Annotated in this window: 20 protein-coding genes; 12 read left to right on the top strand and 8 right to left on the bottom strand. The window is 64.2% G+C overall.

What is annotated here, in order from left to right; translation table 11 throughout:
* The first annotated feature begins 34 nt into the window (after positions 1-34).
* Genes ACKWRH_RS14625 through ACKWRH_RS14615 form a run of 3 tightly spaced genes read left to right on the top strand, consistent with a single transcriptional unit; the run spans position 35 to position 3,233 of the window.
* Positions 35-1,456: an ABC transporter substrate-binding protein gene (locus ACKWRH_RS14625; RefSeq protein ID WP_445221115.1), complete on the top strand. Its 1,422-nt coding sequence runs from the start codon at positions 35-37 to the stop codon at positions 1,454-1,456.
* Positions 1,453-2,364 carry an ABC transporter permease gene (locus ACKWRH_RS14620; protein WP_445221114.1) on the top strand — a complete coding sequence of 304 codons (912 nt, stop codon included), beginning with the start codon at positions 1,453-1,455 and terminating at the stop codon, positions 2,362-2,364. Before ACKWRH_RS14625 ends, ACKWRH_RS14620 begins: the two co-directional genes overlap by 4 nt.
* Positions 2,361-3,233: an ABC transporter ATP-binding protein gene (locus ACKWRH_RS14615; protein ID WP_445221113.1), complete on the top strand. Its 873-nt coding sequence runs from the start codon at positions 2,361-2,363 to the stop codon at positions 3,231-3,233. Before ACKWRH_RS14620 ends, ACKWRH_RS14615 begins: the two co-directional genes overlap by 4 nt.
* Before the next feature lie 130 nt (positions 3,234-3,363).
* Here ACKWRH_RS14615 and ACKWRH_RS14610 read toward each other — a convergent pair whose 3' ends face one another.
* The 7 genes from ACKWRH_RS14610 to ACKWRH_RS14580 all read right to left on the bottom strand — a co-directional run bounded on the left by ACKWRH_RS14610 (position 3,364) and on the right by ACKWRH_RS14580 (position 9,653).
* A complete protein-coding gene (locus tag ACKWRH_RS14610) occupies positions 3,364-4,422 on the bottom strand; it encodes a YeiH family protein (protein WP_445221112.1) in 1,059 nt (352 codons plus the stop codon).
* A gap of 110 nt (positions 4,423-4,532) precedes the next feature.
* Entirely contained in the window at positions 4,533-4,751 is a 219-nt protein-coding gene (locus ACKWRH_RS14605; protein ID WP_063984492.1) for a hypothetical protein, read from the bottom strand.
* Positions 4,752-4,916: 165 nt separating this feature from the next.
* On the bottom strand, positions 4,917-5,630 hold the full coding sequence (locus ACKWRH_RS14600) for an ABC transporter ATP-binding protein (RefSeq protein WP_445221111.1): 714 nt from the start codon (positions 5,628-5,630) through the stop codon (positions 4,917-4,919).
* Positions 5,627-6,382 (bottom strand): ABC transporter ATP-binding protein, encoded by a 756-nt coding sequence (locus ACKWRH_RS14595; protein WP_445221110.1) that lies wholly within the window; start codon positions 6,380-6,382, stop codon positions 5,627-5,629. Before ACKWRH_RS14595 ends, ACKWRH_RS14600 begins: the two co-directional genes overlap by 4 nt.
* Before the next feature lie 2 nt (positions 6,383-6,384).
* Complete coding sequence (locus ACKWRH_RS14590; protein WP_445221109.1) at positions 6,385-7,404, bottom strand: branched-chain amino acid ABC transporter permease; 1,020 nt, start codon at positions 7,402-7,404, stop codon at positions 6,385-6,387.
* Entirely contained in the window at positions 7,401-8,303 is a 903-nt protein-coding gene (locus ACKWRH_RS14585) for a branched-chain amino acid ABC transporter permease (RefSeq protein ID WP_445221108.1), read from the bottom strand. Before ACKWRH_RS14585 ends, ACKWRH_RS14590 begins: the two co-directional genes overlap by 4 nt.
* A 90-nt stretch (positions 8,304-8,393) precedes the next feature.
* Positions 8,394-9,653, bottom strand: a complete 1,260-nt coding sequence (locus ACKWRH_RS14580; RefSeq protein ID WP_445221107.1) for an ABC transporter substrate-binding protein — start codon at positions 9,651-9,653, stop codon at positions 8,394-8,396.
* A 173-nt stretch (positions 9,654-9,826) separates the two neighbouring features.
* Here ACKWRH_RS14580 and ACKWRH_RS14575 point away from each other — a divergent pair, with 173 nt between their 5' ends.
* From ACKWRH_RS14575 to ACKWRH_RS14560, 4 genes are all read left to right on the top strand, one after another.
* Complete coding sequence (locus ACKWRH_RS14575) at positions 9,827-11,320, top strand: AMP-binding protein (RefSeq protein WP_445221106.1); 1,494 nt, start codon at positions 9,827-9,829, stop codon at positions 11,318-11,320.
* Positions 11,317-11,958 carry a TetR/AcrR family transcriptional regulator gene (locus tag ACKWRH_RS14570; protein ID WP_445221105.1) on the top strand — a complete coding sequence of 214 codons (642 nt, stop codon included), beginning with the start codon at positions 11,317-11,319 and terminating at the stop codon, positions 11,956-11,958. Before ACKWRH_RS14575 ends, ACKWRH_RS14570 begins: the two co-directional genes overlap by 4 nt.
* Complete coding sequence (locus ACKWRH_RS14565; RefSeq protein ID WP_445221104.1) at positions 11,955-13,865, top strand: flavin-containing monooxygenase; 1,911 nt, start codon at positions 11,955-11,957, stop codon at positions 13,863-13,865. The genes ACKWRH_RS14570 and ACKWRH_RS14565 overlap by 4 nt, the downstream gene beginning before the upstream one ends.
* 193 nt (positions 13,866-14,058) lie before the next feature.
* Positions 14,059-14,694: a 2-hydroxychromene-2-carboxylate isomerase gene (locus tag ACKWRH_RS14560; protein WP_445221103.1), complete on the top strand. Its 636-nt coding sequence runs from the start codon at positions 14,059-14,061 to the stop codon at positions 14,692-14,694.
* A gap of 3 nt (positions 14,695-14,697) precedes the next feature.
* Here the strand turns inward: ACKWRH_RS14560 and ald are convergent, their stop codons facing one another.
* Positions 14,698-15,813, bottom strand: a complete 1,116-nt coding sequence (gene ald, locus ACKWRH_RS14555) for an alanine dehydrogenase (protein ID WP_445221102.1) — start codon at positions 15,811-15,813, stop codon at positions 14,698-14,700.
* Positions 15,814-15,954: 141 nt separating this feature from the next.
* Between ald and ACKWRH_RS14550 the strand changes: the two genes are divergently transcribed.
* The 5 genes from ACKWRH_RS14550 (at position 15,955) to ACKWRH_RS14530 (ending at position 22,749) form a co-directional block, all read left to right on the top strand.
* Entirely contained in the window at positions 15,955-16,434 is a 480-nt protein-coding gene (locus tag ACKWRH_RS14550) for an Lrp/AsnC family transcriptional regulator (protein WP_028150288.1), read from the top strand.
* 144 nt (positions 16,435-16,578) lie between these two features.
* A complete protein-coding gene (locus ACKWRH_RS14545) occupies positions 16,579-17,070 on the top strand; it encodes a (2Fe-2S)-binding protein (protein WP_445221101.1) in 492 nt (163 codons plus the stop codon).
* Positions 17,067-18,083 (top strand): FAD binding domain-containing protein, encoded by a 1,017-nt coding sequence (locus tag ACKWRH_RS14540; RefSeq protein WP_445221100.1) that lies wholly within the window; start codon positions 17,067-17,069, stop codon positions 18,081-18,083. The genes ACKWRH_RS14545 and ACKWRH_RS14540 overlap by 4 nt, the downstream gene beginning before the upstream one ends.
* Positions 18,084-18,089: 6 nt before the next feature.
* A complete protein-coding gene (locus tag ACKWRH_RS14535; RefSeq protein ID WP_445221099.1) occupies positions 18,090-20,294 on the top strand; it encodes a xanthine dehydrogenase family protein molybdopterin-binding subunit in 2,205 nt (734 codons plus the stop codon).
* Positions 20,295-20,391: 97 nt separating this feature from the next.
* Positions 20,392-22,749 (top strand): Orn/Lys/Arg decarboxylase N-terminal domain-containing protein, encoded by a 2,358-nt coding sequence (locus tag ACKWRH_RS14530; RefSeq protein ID WP_445221098.1) that lies wholly within the window; start codon positions 20,392-20,394, stop codon positions 22,747-22,749.
* Positions 22,750-22,751: the final 2 nt, after the last annotated feature.

The raw sequence follows: 22,751 nt of genomic DNA, 5'->3' as shown, positions 1-22,751 counted from the left end.
CAACCACAGCACATCCAACCGAATGAGGATGAGAATGGTCCGCCATCTTCCCACACTCTCGATCGCGATGTCGGTGACCTCGCTGGCGCTTCTGATCGCGCAGCCGGCCCTGGCGGAAACCGTCACCCTCGGCATCGGAACGCAGGACACCACGACCAACACGGTGACCGCCGGCGTCGTCATCCGGCAGCTGCATCTCCTCGAGAAATATCTGCCGAAGGACGGCAAGTACGCGAACATCAAGTTCGAGCTGGAGTGGCAGAATTTCACCTCCGGCCCGCCCGTCACCAACGCGATGATGGCGAACAAGCTCCAGATCGGCATGATGGGCGACTATCCGCTGATCGTGAACGGCTTCACCTTCGAGAGCAATCCGGAGAGCAAGAGCCGCCTGATGGGCGTGGCCGCCTACAGCCTGTCCGGCTCCGGCAACGGGCTCGTCGTCCACAAGGACTCGCCCTATTACGATCTCGCCGATCTCAAGGGCAAGCTCGTCAGCGTGCCGTTCGGCTCGGCCGCGCACGGCATGGTGCTGAAGGCGATGCAGGACCGCGGTTACGCCTCCGACTTCTTCCAGCTCGTCAGCCAGAGCCCGGAGGTCGGTTCGACCAATCTCCAGGAGAAGAAGATCGACGCGCATGCCGACTTTGTCCCCTTCGCCGAGCTGCTGCCGTTCCGTGGCTTCGCGCGCAAGATTTTTGACGGCGTCGAGACCAATCTGCCGACCTTCCACGGCATCGTGGTCCGCACCGATTTCGCCGAGAAATACCCTGAGGTCGTCGTTGCCTACTTCAAGGCGCTGATCGCCGCCAACCAGTGGCTGCGCGACGATCCCAAGCTAGCCGCCGAAAAGATCCAGGAGTGGACCGGCATCAACAAGGAAGTCGTCTACATCTTCCTCGGTCCCAGCGGCAACATGACCACCGATCCCACGGTGAAGCCGGCGCTGATCGATGCAGCCGCGACCGACGTCAAGGTGTTGCAGAATCTCGGCCGCATGAAGGAGTTCGATCCGAAGAAGTGGGTGGATGATTCCTATATCCGCAAGGCCTATGCCGAGATGAAGCTCGACTATGACACCCAGCTTGCGAGCACCAGGAATTACGAGATCACAGGCGAAGATTCCTTCTGCAAGAAGCCGATCACCGACCCGCGCAAGGCCGGCGAGGTCTGGGTCGACGATGCCGGTATCCTGCCGTTTGCGTCCGCGGCGTGCACGTTAGGGGCCTATTCCGACTACAAGGCCAGGGGCAAGAAGATCAACGTCGCCTACGTCTTCGACACCACGCGTGGAATCAAGCTGTTCGCCGACCAGGCCTTCTTCGCGGTCGGCAACGGCGAGGTCGCGCCGTTCCTCCTGAAGAAGGACGCCGAAGCCTACGCCGCCAAGATCAATGGCAAGGTGCTCGGCTTCGACGACGCGGTGAAGGCGGCGGTCGGCGGAGGCAAGACGTGAGCAGTCCCGCCCTCGTCAGACATCCCGAGGACAACATGCCGGCAGCAACTGCAATCGCCGAGGCGGGCCCCGTGCCCGCCCCTTCCCCGCCCGCGACACCGCCTTCCTTCGGCACGCTCGCGCTGCGCTGGTACCGGCTCAATCGGGCGGGGCTACGCGCGACGGCGATCGGCATCATATCGCTGCTCGCCTTCCTGCTGGTCTGGCACCTGCTCACGACCTATCGCGTCGTGTTCTTCGTGCGCTTCACCAACGTGCCCTCGCCGCTGGCGGTCTATGCGAGCTTCACCAAGGCGATCCACGATCCTAAATTCCTGCTGCACATCCTCTTGAGCTGCCGGCGCATCTTGTTCGGCTTCTCGCTCGCGGCGGTGGTCGGCGTGCCGCTCGGCCTGATCATGGGCCGCTTCAAGCTGGTGCACGAGATCATCTTCCCCGTGGCCGAGGTGCTGCGGCCGATCCCGGCAATCGCCTGGGTGCCGATGGCGATCATGCTTTGGCCGACCAACGAGCAGAGCATCGTCTTCATCACCTTCCTCGGCGCGTTCTTCCCGATCCTGGTCAACACGCTGCATGGCATGTCGCTCGTCGATCCCGTGCTGGTGCGCGCCGCGCAATGTCTCGGCGCGCGAGAACGGTCGATCTTCCGCGAGGTGTATTTTCCAGCTTCGATGCCGCACATCTTCACCGGCCTCACCGTCGGCATGGGCGTGGCCTGGGTGTCGCTGATCGCCGCCGAGATGATCTCGGGCCAATACGGCATCGGCTATTTCACCTGGGAGGCCTATTCGCTGGTCCAATATGCCGACATCGCGCTCGGCATGATCGCGATCGGCGTGCTTGGCCTGGGATCGAGCCTGCTTATCAGGGGCGCCGGGCAGTTGGTGATGCCGTGGAGGCTAAAATGAACGGAATCCTGACCAAAGCACCGCAGGGCCATATCGAGGTCAGGAATTTCTCCCTCAGCTATGAGAGCATCGAGGGACCGGTGCAGGCCGTCACCGACACGCAGATTCATGTGAAGCCCGGCGAGTTCGTCTCGATCGTCGGGCCCTCCGGCTGTGGAAAGTCGACGCTGCTCAATGCGGTTGCGGGCTTCCTCAAGCCGACCACCGGAATCGTCACGGTCGACGGCGAGCGGGTCAACGGCCCCAGCGCCGAGCGCGGCATGGTGTTTCAGCAATATTCGCTGTTTCCGTGGAAGACGGTGCGGGAGAACGTCGAGTTCGGCCTGAAGATGCGCGGCATGGCGCGCTCCCAGCGCGAGCGCGCCGCTCGCACGCTGCTCGGACTCGCGGGGCTCGAGGCGTTCGAGAAGCACTATCCGGAGAAGCTGTCCGGCGGCATGAAGCAGCGTGTCGGCATCGTTCGCGCACTCGCGACGGGACCGAAGGTGCTGCTGCTCGACGAGCCCTTTGGTGCCCTCGACGCGCAGACCCGCGTGATCATGCAGCAGATCCTCACCAACATGTGGCAACGGCTGAAGATCTCGGTGCTGTTCGTCACCCACGACATCGATGAAGCCATCTTCCTCTCCGACCGCGTCTATTGCATGACCGCCCGCCCCGGCTCGATCAAGGCGGAAATCCCGATCCCGCTGGAGCGGCCGCGGCAGCAGTCGATGATGATGTCGTCGGAGTTCCTGGCGCTCCGCCGCGGCCTGATGTCACTGATCCGCGAGGAGAGCCTGAAGGCGATGGGCGGCGAAATCAGCGACATGGGCATGCAGGGGCTCAACATCGAGCTGCATGGGCATTCGCTGGCGGATGTGATTTAGGCGCCGCCAAGAAGCGCGATCTCGTAGGGTGGGCAAAGCGAAGCGTGCCCACCAATCTTGTACATGTGCCGAATTGAATGGTGGGCACGGCGCTTCGCGCCTTTGCCCACCCTACGGCAGTTTCACTTAATCACTTGAACCAGTGCACCAGCGCGATGCTGATACCGAGCAGCAGCATCAGCGACAGTGTCACGGCGGCCGTCACCCGGCCGCCGACATTCGCCAGCACCTTCACATCGACGCCCAGCCCCAGCGCGGCCATGGAGACGACGGTGAGGAAGCTCGTGATCTTCGTCACCGGTCCCACCACTGTGCCAGGCACGATCTCCAGCGAACGCAATGTCGCCAGCGCAAGGAAGCCGAGGATGAACCACGGGACCAGGCGGAAGAAGCCGACATTGGATTTCTTGGCGCCGGTCTGCCAGCGCGAGGCGACCAGGGAGAGACCGACGACGACGGGCCCGAGCATCAACACGCGCATCAGCTTCACCAGCGTGCCGATCTGCGTCGAGATGAGCCCGGCCGGGACCGTTGCCGCAAGCACCTGCGGCACCGCGTAGACGGTGAGGCCTGCGAGGATGCCATATTGCGTGGCCGACAATTGCAGCAGCGGAATCAGCAGCGGCAGGCCGAGGACCATCATCACGCCGAGGATCGCCGTAAAGGAAATCGAGGACGCGATCTCGTCGTTGTTGGCGCCGATGATCGGCGCCACGGCGGCGATCGCGGAATTGCCGCAGATGGAATTGCCGCAGGCGATCAGGATCGAGAGCCGCGTCGACAGGCCCAGCATGCGACTGAGGCCGAAGGAGACGCAGAGCGCGATCACGACGACCGCGGCGATCGATGCCAGCAGCGCCACGCCGGAAGCCGCGATGGCGGCGAAGCTGATCGAGGCCCCCAGCAGCATGACCGCAACTTCGAGCAGCTGTTTGGCGCTGAAGGCGATGCCGGCCTGCCAGCGCGGCGCCGGTTTCCAGAAGCTGCGCAGCGCCATCCCGAGCAGGATCGCCATCACCAGCGCTTCGACATAGGGGTGCTCGAAGACACCCAGCTCGGCCCGTTCGAGCAAGGCCGAGATACCGGCCACGGCGATGCACAGGAGGATTCCCGGAATCAGCGCCGCAATACGGCTCACGACAGTGGTTGGCTTGGCGTCGGCCGGGTTGGATGCTTGATTCTGCGACACAAATCTCTCCCAGAGGAGAAATATTTATACGCAGTACCGTCCGATTGGGGAATAAGTTTTCGGCATATCAGGGCCGAGGGAAGTTCTATGCTCAGCCCGGAATAATCGGCTCAGAAGATCAGGCTTTTGGCGAGCGAGGCGACGCGGCTGAAGCTGTCATAGACGCCCGGCTCGAAGAAGGCCGCACGCGCGAGCACGATCCCCGCGACCAGCGACCAGAACACCGTGGTGCCGGCCCGCAGCAGGAGCTTTGACGCGCGCGATCGCGGCTGGGTGTCCGTTGCGGACACCAGCTGCTCGCCGAAGGGCTCAAATCCAGTGCGTTCCATGGCTACGCCAATCCATCAAATTCTGAATGGAATGTCGTCGTTTCGGCCCCAAACGGCAATGGAAGCGATTGGCGTTTTTGGCCCTCGACGGGGAAACTCCTTCCGTCCGACGAACCCGAGACAATAGTTTTCTTCTTTGGGCCGGTTTGGCGGTCCGGAACCCGGTTACAGCGCCAGATAGCGGCGTCGGATCGCGTCGTTGGCCTTCAGCTCGTCGATCCCGGCAGCATAGACGATCTGGCCCTTGTCGATCACCGTTGCGTGGCTAGCAAGCCCCAGGCAGAAATGCATGTTCTGCTCGGCGATCAGCACGGTCGATCCGAGCTGTCGGAGCTGCCGCAACAGCTCGCCGATCCGCTGCACGATGATCGGCGCGAGGCCCTCGCTCGGCTCATCGAGCAGCAACAGCGCCGGGTTGCCCATCAGCGTGCGCGCGATCGCGAGCATCTGCTGCTCGCCGCCGGAGAGACGCCCGGCGATGCGATGGCGCAGCGGCTCCAGCAGCGGGAAGACGTCGTAGATGCGCTTGATCGGCCACTCGTCCTGGCCTTCCGGCCCGCGCTTCCTGCCGATGACGAGATTGTCCTCGACCGTGTGCTCCGGAAAGATCTGGCGATCCTCCGGCACGAAGCCGAGACCGGCGCGCGCGATATGGTGCGGCTTCTGGCCAGAGATCACCGCGCCGTGCAGGCTGATCCTGCCCCGACGCGGCGGCGCCAGCCCCATGATCGCCTTCATGGTCGTCGATTTGCCCGCGCCATTGCGGCCCAAAAGCGCCATGGTCTCGCCCTGCCGCACCGAGAGGCCGACGCCGAACAGGATCTGGCTCGTGCCGTAGTAGACGTCGAGATCGGCGACTTCGATGATGGCTTCGCTCATGCGGCGGCTCCCGCATGTTCGGTGCCGAGATAGGCGTCGATCACGGCACTGTTGTTGCGGATCTCGTCGGGCGTCCCGGTCGCGAGAATACGGCCGTAGCAGAGCACGACGATTTTTGGGGCAATCTTGAACACGATGTCCATGTCGTGCTCGATGAAGACGACGGTGATCCTTTGCGTCTCCCAGAGCTCGCGCACCTTGTCGATCATGCGCCAGCGCTCTTCCGGGCCCATGCCGGCAGTCGGCTCGTCCAGCAGCAGAACCTTTGGTTCGAGCACCAGAGCAAGCGCGATGTCGAGCAGCTTCTGGTCGCCATGCGACAGCGTCGCGGCCGTGCGGTTGCGCTTGCTCGCCAAGCCCAGCAGCTCCATCACATGCTCGGCACGGTCGCGCGTCTCGGGCAACGGAAAGCGCTTGTGCAGCACCGCCGACGAGCGCTGGTCGGCGCTGACGGCGGCAAGCATGGTCTCCTGCACTGTCAGCGATTTGAAGATGCTCGCGACCTGGAAGGCGCGGCCAATGCCGTGGCGCACGATCTCCGGCGGCGAGCGGCCGGCGAGATCGATGCCGTCGAGCAGGACCTGACCAGAATCCGGTCTCAAGGCGCCGGTAATCAGGTTGAAGAAGGTGCTCTTGCCCGCGCCGTTCGGTCCGATCACCGCCGTGAGCGAACCGTCGGGGAAGTCGAGCGTGACGTCGTTGGTCGCCTTCACGCCGCCGAAGGATTTTGCGAGGTTGCGGATCTCGAGCATCGCTAGCGCCTCTCGCCTGCGTCACGCCGGTGCGCGAACCAGTCGGCGACGAAATCCAGCAGGCCTTTGCGCAGGCCCAGCGCAAAGAACAGGATGACCACGCCGAGCACGATACCGTGGTACTCGGTGAAGCGCGTGACGGTGTCGTTGAGCAGAAGCAGCAGCACGGTGCCGACCATCGGCCCCAGGAAGGTCGAGACGCCGCCGAGCATGTTGATGAAGATGCCCTCGCCCGAGATCGTCCAATAGGCGAATTCCGGATAGGCGCCGGAGACGAACAGCGCCATCACCATGCCGCCCATCGACGCGAACAATGCCGCCAGCACGAAGACTGTCAGCTTTGCCCGCCAGACGTCGATGCCGAGGAAGCTCGCGCGCGCGGCGTTGTCGCGGATCATGCGCAAGGTGTAACCGAACGGCGATTGCGCGATCTGGCGCATCGCGAGCAGGCCGAGGATCAGCAGCGCGCAGCTCGCGACATAGAGATGGACGTGGTTGGCGAGATTAATGCCGAGGAAGGTGGGGCGCGGAATGCCGCCGCGCAGGCCCTGGTCGCCGCCGGTGAAGGACGCCCAGGACAGGATGGTCGAGTGAATCAACATCTGGAAGGCGAGCGTGACGAAGGCGAAATAGATCTCCTTCAGCCGCACGCAGATCGCGCCGATGATTGCGGCGATTGCCGCCGTGATCGCCAGCGTCGCGACGAAGGCCACGGGAATCGGCACGCCCAGCTTCTGCATGATCAGGCCAAAACTGTAGGCGCCGAGGCCGAAGAACATGCCGTGGCCGAACGAGGTCAGGCCGGTGTAGCCGACCAGCAGGTTCAGCGAGGTCGCGAACAGGCCGTAAGCCGAGCAGCGGATGAGGAAATCGAGCAGCGCCTTGCTGCCCGTGAACAGCGGCAGGCTCGCCAGCACAGCGAACGCGATCAACGCGATCAGGACGTCGCGATAGCGTTGCAGCGCTGCACCGCTGCGCACCGGCGCCAGCGTCCCAGCGCGTCCGGCCTCGAGCTCGGTCATGCCGCCTCCTTGCCGAACAGGCCGGTGGGTTTTGAGACCAGCACGATCACCATGAACAGGTACATCAGGCCTTCCGTGAACAGGGGAAAGCCGAGCGAGCCGAAGGAACGGATAAGGCCGAGCAGCAGCGCGCCGATCAGAGCGCCCAGGATCGAACCCATGCCGCCGATCACGGTGACGATGAAGGATTCGATCAGCACCGAAAATCCCATGCCGGGGGTCAGCGAACGCACGGGCGCCGCGAGCGCGCCGGCAAGGCCCGCCAGCATGCCGCCGAGTGCGAACACGCCGCCATAGATCAGGCCGGTATTGATGCCTAGCGCCGAGACCATGCCGGGATTATGTGCCGCCGCCCGGATCACCTTGCCGATCCGGCTGCGCGACAATCCGATACCAAGCACGATCGCTGCGACGAGCGCGACGCCGATCAGCAGCAGGTAGTAAGGCGGCACGACGCCGCCCGCGATGAACAGCGGCATCACCTGGAATGCCGCGGGCATGCCCATTGACTTGAATTCCGGCCCCCAGATGATGCGCACGACATCGTCGAAGATCAGCACGAAGGCGTAGCAGACGAGCAGCTGCATCAGCACGTCGGCGCCATAGACGCGGCTCATGAAGACGCGCTCGAAGATCAGGCCGAGAAGCGCGGTGCCGGCCGCCCCCGCGAACATCGCCAGCGCAAAGCTCCCGGTGAGCTGATAGGCCGTCATCGCGAAATAGGCGCCGAACATGTAGAAGGCGCCGTGGCTGAAATTGACGACCTTGAGCACGCCGAAGATCAGCGTCAGCCCGACTGCGACCAGGAACAGGAGCATGCCGATGATGAGGCCGCTGGTGGTTTGCGTCACCAGGCAGGCGGAACTGGAGAGGCAGCCGGCGAGCGCGTCGAGATCCACGGGAGCACTTTCATGACGGCGCGCCGGACTTGGCGCGGAGAGCCAAATAGAAACGGCGGAGACGGTCGCCCGTCCCCGCCGCGCGTCACATCAGGTGTAGCCCTTGCTTTTCTTCCACTCGGCCTCGAGCTCGAAGATGGTCTTCCAGTCGCCGGCCTTGACCTCGGGCACGTAGGGCTCCTGCGGGATCGTGGTGCCCCAGCCGATGGCGTAGCCGACCAGCGTATGGTCGTCGCCGCGCATCGTCACGGTGCCGTCGGCGCCGAAAGGGCACTTGATGGTGAGGCCCTTCAATACCTCCGCGATCTTCTTGCCGTCGGTGGAGTTGGCCTTCTTCGCGGCCTCGGCGAGGAACATCACGGCCGTCGCGTTCTGCCACGACCAGTTGGTCGGATATTCGTTGTACTTGGCCTTGTAGGCATCGCCCCAGGCAGCGTTCTCCGGCGTGGTCGGGAAGGTCTTGATGTAGCGGTTGCCGGAGTGGATGCCCTTGGGCAGGTTCTTCACCACGGTGAGCGCGGTGTAGTCGGCCATGTTGACCGCGAACACCTCCATCTGGCCGAACATCGCGTAGATGTTGGCCTGGTCGATATAGGAGGTGAGATCGCCGCCCCAGAGGCAGGAATACAGCGCCTGCGGCTTGGCCTGGAGGATCTTCGTCACGACTTCGGTGTAGTCGGGCTGAAACAGTTTTGGCCAGGACTCGCTGATGATTTCGACGTCGGGCGCGAAGCGCTTCAGGTAAAGCGTGAACTCGCCGGTGGTGTCGCGGCCATAGGCATAGTCCGGCGAGCAGGTCGCCCATTTCTTCAGACCCTTGGCTTTCGCGATCGAGGCGGCATAGCTACCGCCGACGATGGAATCGTGGATGCCCTGGCGCACGCAACGGAATGCGTTCGGGATGTGCTGCTTCGGATCGGCCGTGAGCGAGGACGCCTCCGAACAGGTGTGGACGCAGAGCACACCGAGATCGCGCGCCACTTCGTGAACCGCAAACGATCCGGACGACGCCTCGCCGTCGATCAACCACTCGCAACCATCGGTGTTGACGAGCTCGCGCGCGACGCGGGCGGCTTCCTGCGGCTGGCCCTTGGAGTCGCGGATCACCATCTCGATCTGGCGGCCGGCAAGTCCGCCAGCGGCGTTGACCTTGTCGACCTCGAGCATCACCGCATTGCGCGACGACGTGCCGAGCTGCGCGACGCGGCCCGACAGAATCGTCGGCATGCCGACCTTGATGGTCTTGGCTTGCGCGCGCGCCACCCACGGCGCGGCAACACTCATCGCGCCGGCGCCCATCAGCGCCAGCGTTGAACGGCGGCTGATGCCCGACATGCGGGTTCTCGTCATTTTCCCCTCCCTCTTTCGGGTCGGCGTTTCCTGGTCCCTTGCCGGAGATCGTCTCGTCTCCGTGTTCCCAACAATTTCAGAGGCAGGGGGGTGACGTCAAGCCAAAGATGAATTACGAGTCATAATTCATAAAAGAAGGCAACGAGGCTGGTAATCGGCGCAAAGCCCGCAAAATGATCAATCTTTCGAGCTTCATCACCTTTCATGCCCGGCGCACGCCGGACCGGCCCGCGCTGAAATATCGCGGCGAGGAGATCTCCTACGCCGATTTCGATGCGCGCATCCGGCAAGCGGCCGGCTGGCTCGCCGCGCAGGGCATCGACGCGGGCGACGTCGTGGCCGTGCTGATGAAGAACAGCGCGGCGTTCCTGGAGCTCGTCTTCGCCGCCAGCCATCTCGGCGCGGTGTTCTTGCCGATCAACTTCCGTCTCTCGCGCGACGAGGTCGGCTACATCGCGGGCAATGCCGGCGCGCGGCTGTTGATCGTCGATGAAGAACTCGCCGCGAATGCAGCGGGCGCGAAGGTTGTCGTGCTGAATGAAGCCGCGCAGCAAAGGATCACGCACCTCGCGGGCGAGATCGCGCCCGCGCCGATGCACGTCCGCGCGCCGTCCGACCTGATGCGGTTGATGTACACCTCGGGTACCACCGACCGCCCCAAAGGCGTGATGCTCACTTACGATAATTTCTACTGGAAGTCGGCTGATCAGACGATCGCGCTCGGTATCGGTGCGGAGACGCGGCTGCTCGTCGTCGGCCCGCTCTATCACGTCGGCGCGCTCGACCTGCCCGGCATCGCCGTGCTCTGGCATGGCGGCTTCATCCGTATCGAACGCAATTTCGAGCCGGAGACCGCGATTGCGGCGATCGCGGAGGACAAGCTCAACGCGGCATGGTTCGCGCCTGTGATGACCACCGCGATGCTCACCTGCCCCGCCCGCCATCGCTACGACGTCTCCAGCCTGAGATGGGCAATCGGCGGCGGCGAGAAGACGCCGGAGCTGCGCATCCGCGCGTTCTCGGAATTCTTCCACAATGCTCGCTACATCGATGCCTATGGCCTCACCGAGACCGTCGGCGGCGACACCTTCATGGAAGCCGGCCGCGAGATCGAGAAGATCGGCTCGACGGGCCGCGCCATCGCCCACGTCGAGATCGAGATCCGCGACGAGGACGGCAAGACGCTGCCGCCGAACGCCAATGGCGAGATCTGCCTGCGCGGACCGAAGATCACGCGCGGCTACTGGAAGGATCCGGAGAAGACTGAATCCGCGTTCTTCGGCGACTGGTTCCGCAGCGGCGACGTCGGCTATCTCGACGAGGAAGGCTTCCTGTACCTGACCGACCGCAAGAAGGACATGATCATCTCGGGCGGCGAGAACATCGCCTCCTCCGAGGTCGAGCGCGTCATCTACGATTTGCCCGAGGTGCGTGAAGTCGCGGTGATCGGCCTGCGCGATGCACGCTGGGGCGAGCGGCCGGTCGCGATCGTCGTGCTGGCCGAAGGCGCGAGCCTTGAACTCCCTGCCCTCACCGAGCACTGCCGCGCGCGCCTGGCGAGCTTCAAGGTGCCGAAGGAGCTCGTCATCCGTGACAGCCTGCCCCGCAACCCTTCGGGAAAGATCCTCAAGCGCGTGCTGCGCGCCGAGCTGGAGACCTCTGAATGACGCAAGCGAATGCCAAGGTCACAAAGCTTAACCGCGTCGAGCGCAACGCCTGGACCAAGCAGAAGATCTTTGACGCCGCGACCAAGGTCGTCGGCAAGCATGGCTATGCCGAAGCCTCCGTCGCCCGCATCACGGAAGAAGCCGGCGTCGCGCAAGGCACCTTCTACAATCATTTCGAGAACCGGCAGGAGCTGCTCGACCAGCTACTGCCGAAGATCGGCCTCGACATGGTGGAGTTCATCCGCGCCCGCACCGGCACGGCGGATGCCGCGCGGCAGGAGATCGCCCGCTTCTCCGCCTTCTTCGACTTTATCCGTGAGGTGCCGGAGTTCCTGCGCATCCTCAACGAGGCCGAATTCTTCGCGCCCATCGGCTACCAGAAACACCTCGACAACATCTCTGTCGCCTATGTCCGCATCTTGCGTCGCGCGCGAGCGGCAGGCGCGATCGAGGACTACAGCGACGAGGAATTCGAGGCGATCGTCCACATGCTGATGGGCTCGCGCGGCTATCTCAGCCGCCGCTACTCCTATTCGGCCGACGGCGTCACCGCCGTGCCAGACCACGTCATCTCCGCCTATCGCAAGCTGATGACGCGCGGCCTCTTCAGTGCATCCGGAGATCAGGACACACCATGAACATTGCATCTCCACAAAAGCCGCTCGATATCGTCTCCGCGATCGCCGAAGGCGATATCCGCTGCCTGCTGATGGTGCTGGTGCACATGACCGGCGACGAGCGCTGGCTCGAGCCGCCCTACCTGCCCAAGCGCGACATCCGCCTCATTCCCGATCCCGAGGCCGGCGTGCCCCGGGAGGTCCAGGACGAAATCCGTGCCGCAGTGGTCAATCTGTTTGCCGACGGCACGCCAAAACCCGTCATTACCGATCCTCGCGAAGAGCTGCTGCTGAAGATGATGCGCGCCTGCCTCGGCGAGAACGTCGCGCCGGAATACGCGCCCCTGATGCGCGAGGAGATGGGCTTTGTGGCGCGCGAGCCGCAGTGGACGCTGCGTCCTTCCGACGAGAAGCTTGCCGGCCAGCATGTCCTGATCGTCGGCGCCGGCGTCTGCGCCATCGCGCTCGGCGTGGCACTCGGCCATCTCGGCATCCCCTACACCATCGTCGAGAAGAACGCCGAGCTCGGCGGCACCTGGTGGATCAACCGCTACCCTGGCTGCGGCGTCGATACGCCGAACCACTCCTATTCCTACTCGTTCGGCTCGGGCAATGCATGGACGCGCTATTTCTGCCAGCGCGAGGAGCTGCTTGGCTATCTGCTGAAGGTCGCCGAGGAATACGGCATCCGTAAGCATCTGCGGGTCAATACCGAGCTGACAGCGTCGCGCTGGGACGATACTAAACGGCGCTGGATTTCCACGCTGAAGACCAAAGACGGCGAGGAAACCTTCGAATCCACCGCGCTGGTCTCGGCCATCGGCCAGCTCAACGATCCCTCGTCGGCGCATTTCAAGGGTGAGGAGGAGTTCAAAGGAACGATCCTGCATTCGGCTCTATGGTCGGACGACATTAATCTCGAAGGCAAGCATGTTGCCGTGATCGGCACCGGCGCGACATCGATGCAGCTCGTGCCGTCGATCGCCGGCCGCGTCGCGTCCGTCACGGTCTATCAGCGCAGCGCGCAATGGGCGCGGCCCGTTAAGGGCTATTCCGATCTGATCACCGAGGGCGCGCGCTGGCTGCTCGCGCATCTGCCGTTCTATGTGCAGTGGTACCGCTTCAACATGTTCTGGCGCTATGGCGACGGTCTGCTGCCGTTCCTGCGCAAGGACCCGGCCTGGCCGCATCCGGAGCGCGCCGTCAACAAGGGCAATGACCGGCATCGCCAGGAGCTGACCGATTTCATCCTCACCGAGCTGAAGGACCGCCCCGACCTGATCGCCAAATGCGTGCCGACCTATCCGCCCTATGGCAAGCGCATCCTGCTCGACAACAACTGGTTCAGGACGCTCACGCGGGACAATGTCGAGCTCGTCACCGACACGATCGATCATTTCGATCGCGACGGCATCGTCACCGCTGACGGTGAGCATCGCCCCGCCGACATCATCGTCGTCGCCACCGGTTTCAAGGTGACGGAGATGGCGGCACGCCTCAACATCAGCGGCCGCGGCGGCAAGGATCTACGCGAGGCCTGGGCCAACGACAATCCGACGGCGTTCCTCGGCCTCACCGTGCCGGACTTTCCGAACTTCTTCTGCATGCTCGGCCCGAACTCCGGCCCCGCCCATGGCGGCAGCGTCATCTTCCAGTCGGAATGTCAGAGCCGCTATATTTCCGCCTGCCTTGCCGACATGATCGAGCAGGACGTCGCCGCCATCGACGTCCGTCAGGATGTGCTCGACGACTACGTCCGCAAGGTCGATGCCGAGCACGAGGCGATGATCTGGACCCACCCCGGCATGAGCACCTATTATCGCAATTCGAGCGGCCGCGTGTTTTCCGCGATGCCCTGGCGGTTCGTGGACTACTGGCGCATGACGCATGATCCGGATCTGGGTCAGTATCGGCTGACGAAGGGATAGAATAGTGTCGCTACCAGCCAGCGGTAGCGAGAGCGCCTCACTCTCACCACGTCGTCATTGCGAGCGCAGCGAAGCAATCCAGAATCTTTCCGCGGAGTCAGTCTGGATTGCTTCGCTGCGCTCGCAATGACGGAGTTTGCGGCGGCCGCTCGCCTCCTCGCAGGCAGCGCCGCGCGTAAGAAGGGAAACGCCAATGCCCAAGCCGCTTGTCCGCGTCTACACCGACTACAAAAGCCCCTACGCGTTCGTCGCCAACAAGCGCCTGTTCGAACTCGAGGAGACGCACGGCGTGGAGCTCGAATGGCTGCCCTATACGCTGCGCGTCGCCGAATTCATGGGGACGGTCGAGGAGCGCACGCCGCATTTCTGGCGCAAGGTGCGCTATGCTTATATGGACGCGCGGCGCTATGCCAATGCGCAAGGGCTCGTCATGAAGGGGCCGCGCCGGATCTATGACGCCTTCTATTCCAGCGTTGGAATGCTGTTCGCACAGCGGCACGGCTTCTTCCGCCCTTATCACGACACGGTGTTCCGCAGGTTCTGGAGCCATGAGCTCGAGATCGACGATCTCGCCGCAATCACGGACGTCATCACCGCGTGCGGCGGCTTGGCGAGCGAGTTTGAAGCCTACGTCAACGGCCCTGCCCGCGCCGAGCACGACCGCATCATCGACGAGGCCGAAGCACTCGGCGTGTTCGGCGTACCGACCATGGTGTTCAACGGCGAGCTGTTCTGGGGCGGTGATCGCATCGACATGCTGATCGATCGGATCGAGCGTCCGGAAACGATCGAAGCCGCGCTCGGCAGCCGCCACCGCAAATCAGTGTAGCCGTTACGCGGCGAGGCCACTCTCGACCGGGGCAAATTCCAGCCCGAGGCTCTCGGCAACCGCCTTGTTGGTTATGCGGCCACGATGCACGTTCAGTCCGTTGCGCAAATGCGGATTTTCCAGGACCGCGGCAAAGCCCTTGTTCGCGAGCATCAGGCCGAACGGCAGCGTCGCGTTGTTCAGCCCCTGGCTCGACGTCACCGGCACCGCACCCGGCATGTTGGCGACGCAATAATGCACGATGCCGTCGACCTGATAGGTCGGATCAGCGTGCGTGGTCGGATGCGAGGTCTCGAAGCAGCCGCCCTGGTCGATCGCGACGTCGACCAGCACGGCGCCCGGCCGCATCGACTTGAGCATCGCGCGCGTGACGAGCTTTGGTGCACTGGCGCCCGGCACCAGCACGGCCCCGATCACGACGTCGGCGGCGAACGCCTCGTCCTCGACCGCTTCGATGGTCGAGAAGCGGGTGCGCACCCGCCCGAGAAACACATCGTCCAACTCGCGCAGACGGGGAATCGAGCGGTCGATCACTGTGACTTCCGCGCCGAGCCCCGCCGCCATGCGCGCGGCCTGCGTTCCCACCACGCCGCCGCCGAGCACGACGACGCGCGCCGGCTGCACGCCGGGCACACCGCCGAGCAGCACCCCGCGGCCGCCGGCCGATCGCTTGAGCGCGGCGCCTGCGGCTTCGATGGCGAGGCGGCCGGCGACTTCGCTCATCGGCGCAAGCAGGGGGAGGTGACCGGCCGCGTCGGTGACGGTCTCATAGGCGACCGCAGTGCAACCGGAAGCGAGCAGGCCCTTGGCCTGTTCGGGATCCGGCGCAAGATGGAGGTAGGTAAAGAGGATCTGGCTTTCGCGGAGCTGGGCCCATTCGCTTTTCTGCGGCTCCTTCACCTTCACGATCATGTCGGAGCTGGCGAAGATGTCGCGAGCATTCTCGGCGATCGCGGCCCCTGCCCGCTGGTACACCTCGTCGGACGCGCCGATGCCGCTGCCGGCGCCGGTCTCGACCGTCACCTGGTGCCCGGCCGCGACATATTCGCGGACCGCACCTGGGGTGAGCCCGACGCGATATTCCTGCACCTTGATCTCCTTGGGCACACCGACGCGCATTTTGGGCTCCTTCCAACGTCCTGATTCACCCCATCATCGTAGCGATCGGGCCAGTTTGGTTTCGTGCAAATATCCGCTAGCTTCGACCTCCCCGCGCCGGTTTCCGGCGTGCAAACGCCCTTTCACGCTGGAAACGAAACCTTGGCCCTCGACCGGAAAGATCTCGCCATCCTCGCGGAACTCACCACCAATGCGCGGGCCAGCCACACCGAGCTCGCCACGAAGGTCGGGCTATCAAGCACCGCGCTGGCGCGGCGGCAGAAGGCGCTGGAGGACGACGGCTACATCCAGGCCTACCAGGCCGCGCTCGATCTCGCGCAATTCGGCCTCACCACGACGGTGCTGGTCCGCATTGCGCTGGAGAGCCAGAGCGACGAGGCGCTGAAGGCGTTCGAGGCGGAGGTGGTGAAATGCCCGTCCGTCGTGCGCTGCTTCCTGATGTCGGGCACCGACGATTACATCCTGATCGTGCTCGCCCGCGACATCCAGGATTTCGAGCGCATCCACCGTACCGAGCTGTCGCGCCTGCCGCGCGTGGCGCGGGTCCAATCGAGCTTCGCGCTGCGCGAGATCGTCAACCGCGCGGTGCCGACGGTGGTCTTCGGCGAAGCCAAGCGCTGACCACTTTGTCGCGGGCGCCATAATTCCCGGCAAGGAACCAAGCGGCCGGTTGTCCGTTGGACGCCATTGGCAAGCGGAGCCAACGGTGCCTCCGTGTCAGCACGGCTGACGTCTCGGCTCGGTCGCCGTCGCAGGGAGCAGGACATGAGCGATGTCACGCACGAGATTCCTGAACGCATTCCAGTTCATATCGTCGTCAATGGCGTCGACCACACGCTCGATCTCGTGCCCTGGACCACGCTTCTTGATGCCCTGCGCGACCATCTCGAGCTGACCGGCACCAAGAAGGGCTGCGATCACGGCCAATGCGGCGCCTGCACCGTGCTGATCGACGGACGGCGCGTCAATTCCTGCCTGACGCTCGCCGTCATGAAGGACGGCGCCGAGATCACGACGATCGAAGGCCTTGCCAAGGACGGAACGCTTCATCCCGTGCAACAGGCGTTCATCGACCACGACGCCTTTCAGTGCGGCTATTGCACGCCGGGACAGATTTGCTCGGCGGCGGGCCTTCTGGCCGAAGGCCGCGCCCGGGATGCCGACGAGATCAGAGAGCTGATGAGCGGAAATCTCTGCCGCTGCGGCGCCTATCCGAACATCGTCGCCGCGATCCAGCAGGCAATGGGCCGGCCATGAACAACTTCCAGTATTCCCGCGCCACCGACATCGCCGATGCGATCCGCCTGCTGGCCGCCGACCCCGGCGCCAAGCTGATTGCCGGCGGCACCAATCTGATCGACCTGATGAAGGAAAATGTCGAGCGGCCCTCGCGGCTGATCGACATCTCCCGCCTGCCGCTCCGCGACATCGAGGAGACGTCCGACGGAGGGCTGCGGATCGGCGCCTTGGTGCCGAATTCAGACCTCGCCTACCATCCGCTTGTCGAGCAGCGCTACCCCCTGCTCGCCGGCGCCATCCTCGCCGGCGCTTCCGCTCAATTGCGCAATATGGCTTCCGTTGGCGGCAACCTGATGCAGCGCACGCGCTGCGCCTATTTTTATGATACGGCGACGCCGTGCAACAAGCGAGAGCCCGGCAGCGGCTGCTCGGCTATCGACGGCCTCAACCGCAACCACGCAATCCTCGGCGCGAGCGCGTCCTGCATCGCGACCAACCCGTCCGACATGAGCGTCGCACTTGTCGCGCTCGGTGCGCTCGTGCACATCGCAGGTCCCTCCGGCCAGCGCACGGTCGCATTGACCGATTTCCATCGGCTCCCGGAGGACAAACCTCATGTCGATACAAATCTCGGCACCGGCGAGATCATCGCGGCCGTCGAACTTCCCAAGCACGGCTTTGCCCGCAACTACAGCTATCTGAAAATCCGCGACCGGCTGTCCTATGCTTTTGCTTTGGTCTCGGTCGCGGCCGCGCTCGAACTGGATGGCAACGCGATCAGCGAAGCCCGCCTGGCGCTCGGCGGCGTGGCTCACAAGCCCTGGCGCAGCCTTGAGGCCGAAGCGGCGTTGCGCGGCCGGGCGGCGTCGCCGGACCACTTCTCGCGCGCGGCCGATCTGCTGCTACAGGGGGCAACGGCCCGCGCACATAACCGCTTCAAGATCGAGCTCGCACGCCGCGCCATCGTGCGTACGCTGATACAGGCCGCCAGCGCCACGCCACAATCACAGGCTCACAAGAAAATCGCGTGAGGGCCGATGAACGCCTATGTCGGAACACCAACGTCCCGCGTCGACGGCCGCGCCAAGGTCACCGGAGCCGCCAAATATGCCGGCGAATTTCCCGCAGACGGCCTCCTCCATGGCTTCGTCGTCGAGGCCACGATTCCGCGCGGACGCATCGCTCGCCTCGACGCCAGCGACGCGCTGCAAGTGAAGGGCGTGATCGACGTGCTTACGCATGCGCATCGTCCGTCCCTCGCCGACAATGACGATGCCTGGAAGGACGAGGTGGCGCCGGAGAAGGGCTCGCCTTTCCGCCCGCTCTATGACGACATGATCAGGTTCAATGGCCAGCCCATCGCGCTCGTCGTGGCGGATGACTGGGAAACCGCCAAATTCGCCGCGACCCGCGTGCGTGTTGAATACGACCGGGAAGCATTCGCGACGGATCTCGAATCTGAACATGGCAAGGTCGGCAAAGTGGATCGGCCGCACAAGCCGCGCGGCGACGCCGCCGCGGCGCTGGCTGGGGCCGCTGTGCGGCACCAGGCGGATTACGTCCTCCCGACGGAGCACCACAACCCGATGGAGCTCTATGCGACCACGGTGGTCCGCGACGGCAGCGGCAGGCTTACCGTTTATGACAAGACGCAAGGTGTCCAGAACGTCCACAAATTTCTATGCAGTGTGTTCAACAAGAAGCCCGATGACCTCCGCGTAGTCTCCCCCTATGTCGGCGGCGCCTTCGGCTCCGGATTGCGGCCGCAATACCAGGTGGTGCTGGCTGTGCTTGCCGCACTCGAACTCAAGCGATCCGTTCGTGTCGTCCTGACACGGCAGCAGATGTACGGACTCGGCTACCGGCCGATGACCATCGAGCGTGTCGCCCTCGGCGCAAGGCCCGACGGCACGCTCGATGCCGTCACGCACGAGGCCACTGCCATGACTTCGCGCTACGAGGATTTTTCGCGCAATGACACCGGCTGGGCGGAACAGCTGTACAAGAGCCCGAACAGCCTCTTCTCCCACAAGCTCGTCGATCTCGACGTCTCCACACCCTGCGACATGCGCGCGCCCGGCGCCGCCTCCGGCGTCTGCGCGCTCGAATGCGCCATGGACGAGCTGGCCGTCGCGCTCAAGCTCGATCCGATCGAGCTGCGGCTGAAGTGCTACTCGGACCGCGACCAGAGCGAAGACCTGCCCTACACCAGCAAGCAGCTGCGCGAATGCTACGCCCGCGGCGCGGAAGCCTTCGGCTGGACCCGGCGCGATCCTGCGCCGCGCTCCATGCGCGACGGCAAGGAGCTGGTCGGCTGGGGCATGGCGACGGGAGTGTGGGAGGCGCTTCAGATGCCGGTCGCCGTCCGCATCGTGCTGACGTCGAACGGCCATGCCGAGGTATCCTGCGCCGCGTCTGATATCGGCACCGGCACCTACACCATCGTGGCACAGGTGGCCGCTGACGCCCTCGGGCTGCCGATCGAGAATATCGACGTGAGGCTTGCCGATTCGACCTTGCCGCAGGCCCCCGTCGAAGGCGGTTCCTGGATGGCGGCGTCGGCCGCGCACGCCGTGCTGGGCGCGGCCGAAGACATTCGCCAGGAGCTCGCACGGCTCGCCAAGGCGATGCCCGCCTCGCCCCTCGGCGGCGTCGATGCGCCCGACGTGATCCTCGTCGACGGCACGATCGCCAAGGCCGGCGACAAGGCCCGTGCCGTCTCGATCGCCGATGCGATGCGCCACGGCAAGCTCGAGCGGATCGAGAAGCAGAAGCTCAATAATTTCGCGGAGGACAAGTCGCACGCGCGCAACACCCATTCGGCGGTCTTCGCCGAGGTCAAGGTCGACGAAGAATTGGGCGTCATCCGCGTCGCGCGCGTCGTGAGCGCCGTCGCAGCCGGCCGGATCCTCAATACCAAGACCGGCCGCAGCCAGATCATGGGCGGCGTGGTCTGGGGCATCGGAATGGCGCTGCACGAGGAGACGGTGATGGATCACCGCTTCGGCCGGATCATGAACGCGAACATCGCCGAGTACCATATTCCCGTGAATGCCGACGTTCACGACATCGACGTCATCTTCGTCGACGAACCCGACGACCGGATCAACAAGCTCGGCGTCAAGGGCATTGGCGAAATCGGCATCGTCGGCGTGCCTGCGGCGATTGCGAACGCAGTCTATCATGCCACCGGCAAGCGCATCCGGCGCTTCCCGATCACGCTGGACAAGTTGCTGGACTGATCGCCCGTCACACGATCCCCGCTGGAGCGGGCGATTGTCATAGAACTGTCATCGAAAGTGCAGAGACCTGCCAGTCTCTGTAGATTCGGGACACACCATGGATTATTTCAAGCGCTTCAACTTCCTGTTCGCCGCACCTGTGTTCGACGCCGACGATCTGGAAGGCATCCGCTTCAACCAGATTATCGAGGAGATCCAGCGCTCCGGCTTCGAGGTCGTGAGGGCCCGCAGACTGGAGGACGCGGAGATCGCGGTGCAGACCGACGCCGCGATCGGCTGCATGGTGGTGGACTGGGGCAAGAAGGGCCTCGAGGGGAAGACTTCGGCGCTGATCAACCTGATGCGTCGCCGCGGCCTCGACTTCCCGATCATTCTCCTGATCCGGCGCAAGCGCTTCGAGGACCTGCCGGTCGAGGTGCTCGACTTCATCGACGGCTATGTCTTCCTCTCCGAGGAGACGCCGACCTTCATCGCCAAGAATTTGATCAGCCGGCTCAAGCAATATGCCGAGACGCTGAAGACGCCGTTCTTCGGCGCACTGGTCGATTATGCCGAGGAAGGCAACCAGCTCTGGACCTGTCCGGGTCACAATGGCGGCGTGTTCTACAACCGCAGTCCGATCGGCCGGGTCTTCGTCGAGCATCTCGGCGAATCCGTGTTCCGCGACGACCTCGACAATTCCGTGCTCGACCTCGGCGACCTCCTCACCCATGAGGGCCCGGCGCTCAGGGCGCAGAAGGAAGCAGCTGCGATCTTCGGCGCGGAGAAGACCTATTTCGTGCTCAACGGCACCTCGACCTCGAACAAGGTCGCGCTCGGCGCCCTCGTCACCGACGGCGACCTCGTTCTGTTCGACCGCAACAATCACAAGGCCGCCCACCACGGCGCGCTGATGATCAATGGCGGCGTCCCGGTCTACGTACCGACCATCCGCAACGCCTGGGGCCTGATCGGCCCGATGCGCTGGGACATGCTCGACGAGAAGGCCCTGCGCGAGGCGATCCGGAACCATCCGCTGGTGACGGACAAGGACGCCTGGCGCAAGGAGCGGCCGTTCCGCGTCGCCGTGGTCGAGCAGTGCACCTATGACGGCTCGATCCACAGCGCCGAGATGATCCTGAAGCGCATCGGCCATCTCTGCGAATACATCCTGTTCGACGAGGCCTGGGCCGGCTTCATGAAGTTCCACCCGCTCTATGCCGGCCGCTTCGCCATGGGGCTGGCGAACCTTCCTCCCGAAGCGCCCGGCATCATCGCGACGCAATCCACCCACAAGCAGCTCGCGAGCTTCTCGCAGGCCTCCCAGATCCACATCAAGGACCGCCATATCCGCGGCCAGAAGCGGCGCGTCGAACACCGCCGCTTCAACGAGAGCTTCATGCAGCACGCGTCGACCTCGCCGTTCTACCCGCTGTTCGCCTCTCTCGACGTCGGCGCGCAGATGATGAAGGGCCGCTCGGGCGAGGTGCTGTGGGACGACACGATCCGGCTCGGCATCGAGCTGCGCAAGAAGATCCGCGCGATGCGGCGGGAGTTCGAGGAGAAGGAGCAAAATCCGGATCGCCGCTGGTTCTTCGAGCCCTTCGTTCCCGATCGCGTCGCCATTCCCGACGTCAGCCGCCCCGGCGCCGCGCACAATGTCGCCTGGGAGACCCTCTCCACCGATGAGCTCGCCACCAATCCGGCGCTGTGGCAGCTCTCGCCAGATACCAACTGGCACGGCTTTCCCGATCTCGCGGAAGGCTTTGCCATGACCGACCCGAACAAGCTGACGCTGCTGACGCCCGGCTTCGATCGCACCACCGGCGCCTATGCCGAGCACGGCATCCCCGCGCCTGTGGTCGCGCAGTACTTGCGCGAAAACCGCATCGTCCCTGAGAAGAACGACCTCAACTCCCTGCTCTTCCTGCTCACCCCTGGCGTCGAGGCAAGCAAGGCCGGCACGCTGATCTCCGGGCTTGTCGCATTCAAAAGGCTGCATGACGACAACGCGTTGCTGGCCGACGTCATCCCTGAATTTTACCAGCGGCGTCAGGCGCGCTATGCCGGCGTGCGGCTGCGCGATCTCTGCGGCGACATGCACCGCTTCTTCCGCGCCGCCGACGTCAGCGCCCTCCAGGCCCGGCAGTTCATGCCCGAGCACATGCCTGAGATCGCGATGTCGCCCCGCGATGCCGCGCGCTATCTGTTCAAGAACGACGTGGACTATTTGCCGATCGAGGCGATCGCGGGCCGCATCGCCACCACGCCCTTCGTGGTCTACCCGCCCGGCATCGCCACCATCGTGCCCGGCGAGCGGCTGACGGAGCGGGCCAAGCCCATGGTCGATTATCTCAAAATGTTCGAGACCTGCTTCAACACGTTTCCGGGCTTCGATGTGGAAATCCAGGGCGTCTACAAGGAGATCGATGCGCAGGGCCGCATCGGCCTCTATACTTACGTCGTTGCCGAGTAGGT

The organism is Bradyrhizobium sp. Pa8, from assembly GCF_052588265.1.
The sequence above is the reverse complement of the archived record's forward strand: the minus strand, read 5'-3'. Positions and strand labels throughout refer to the sequence as shown.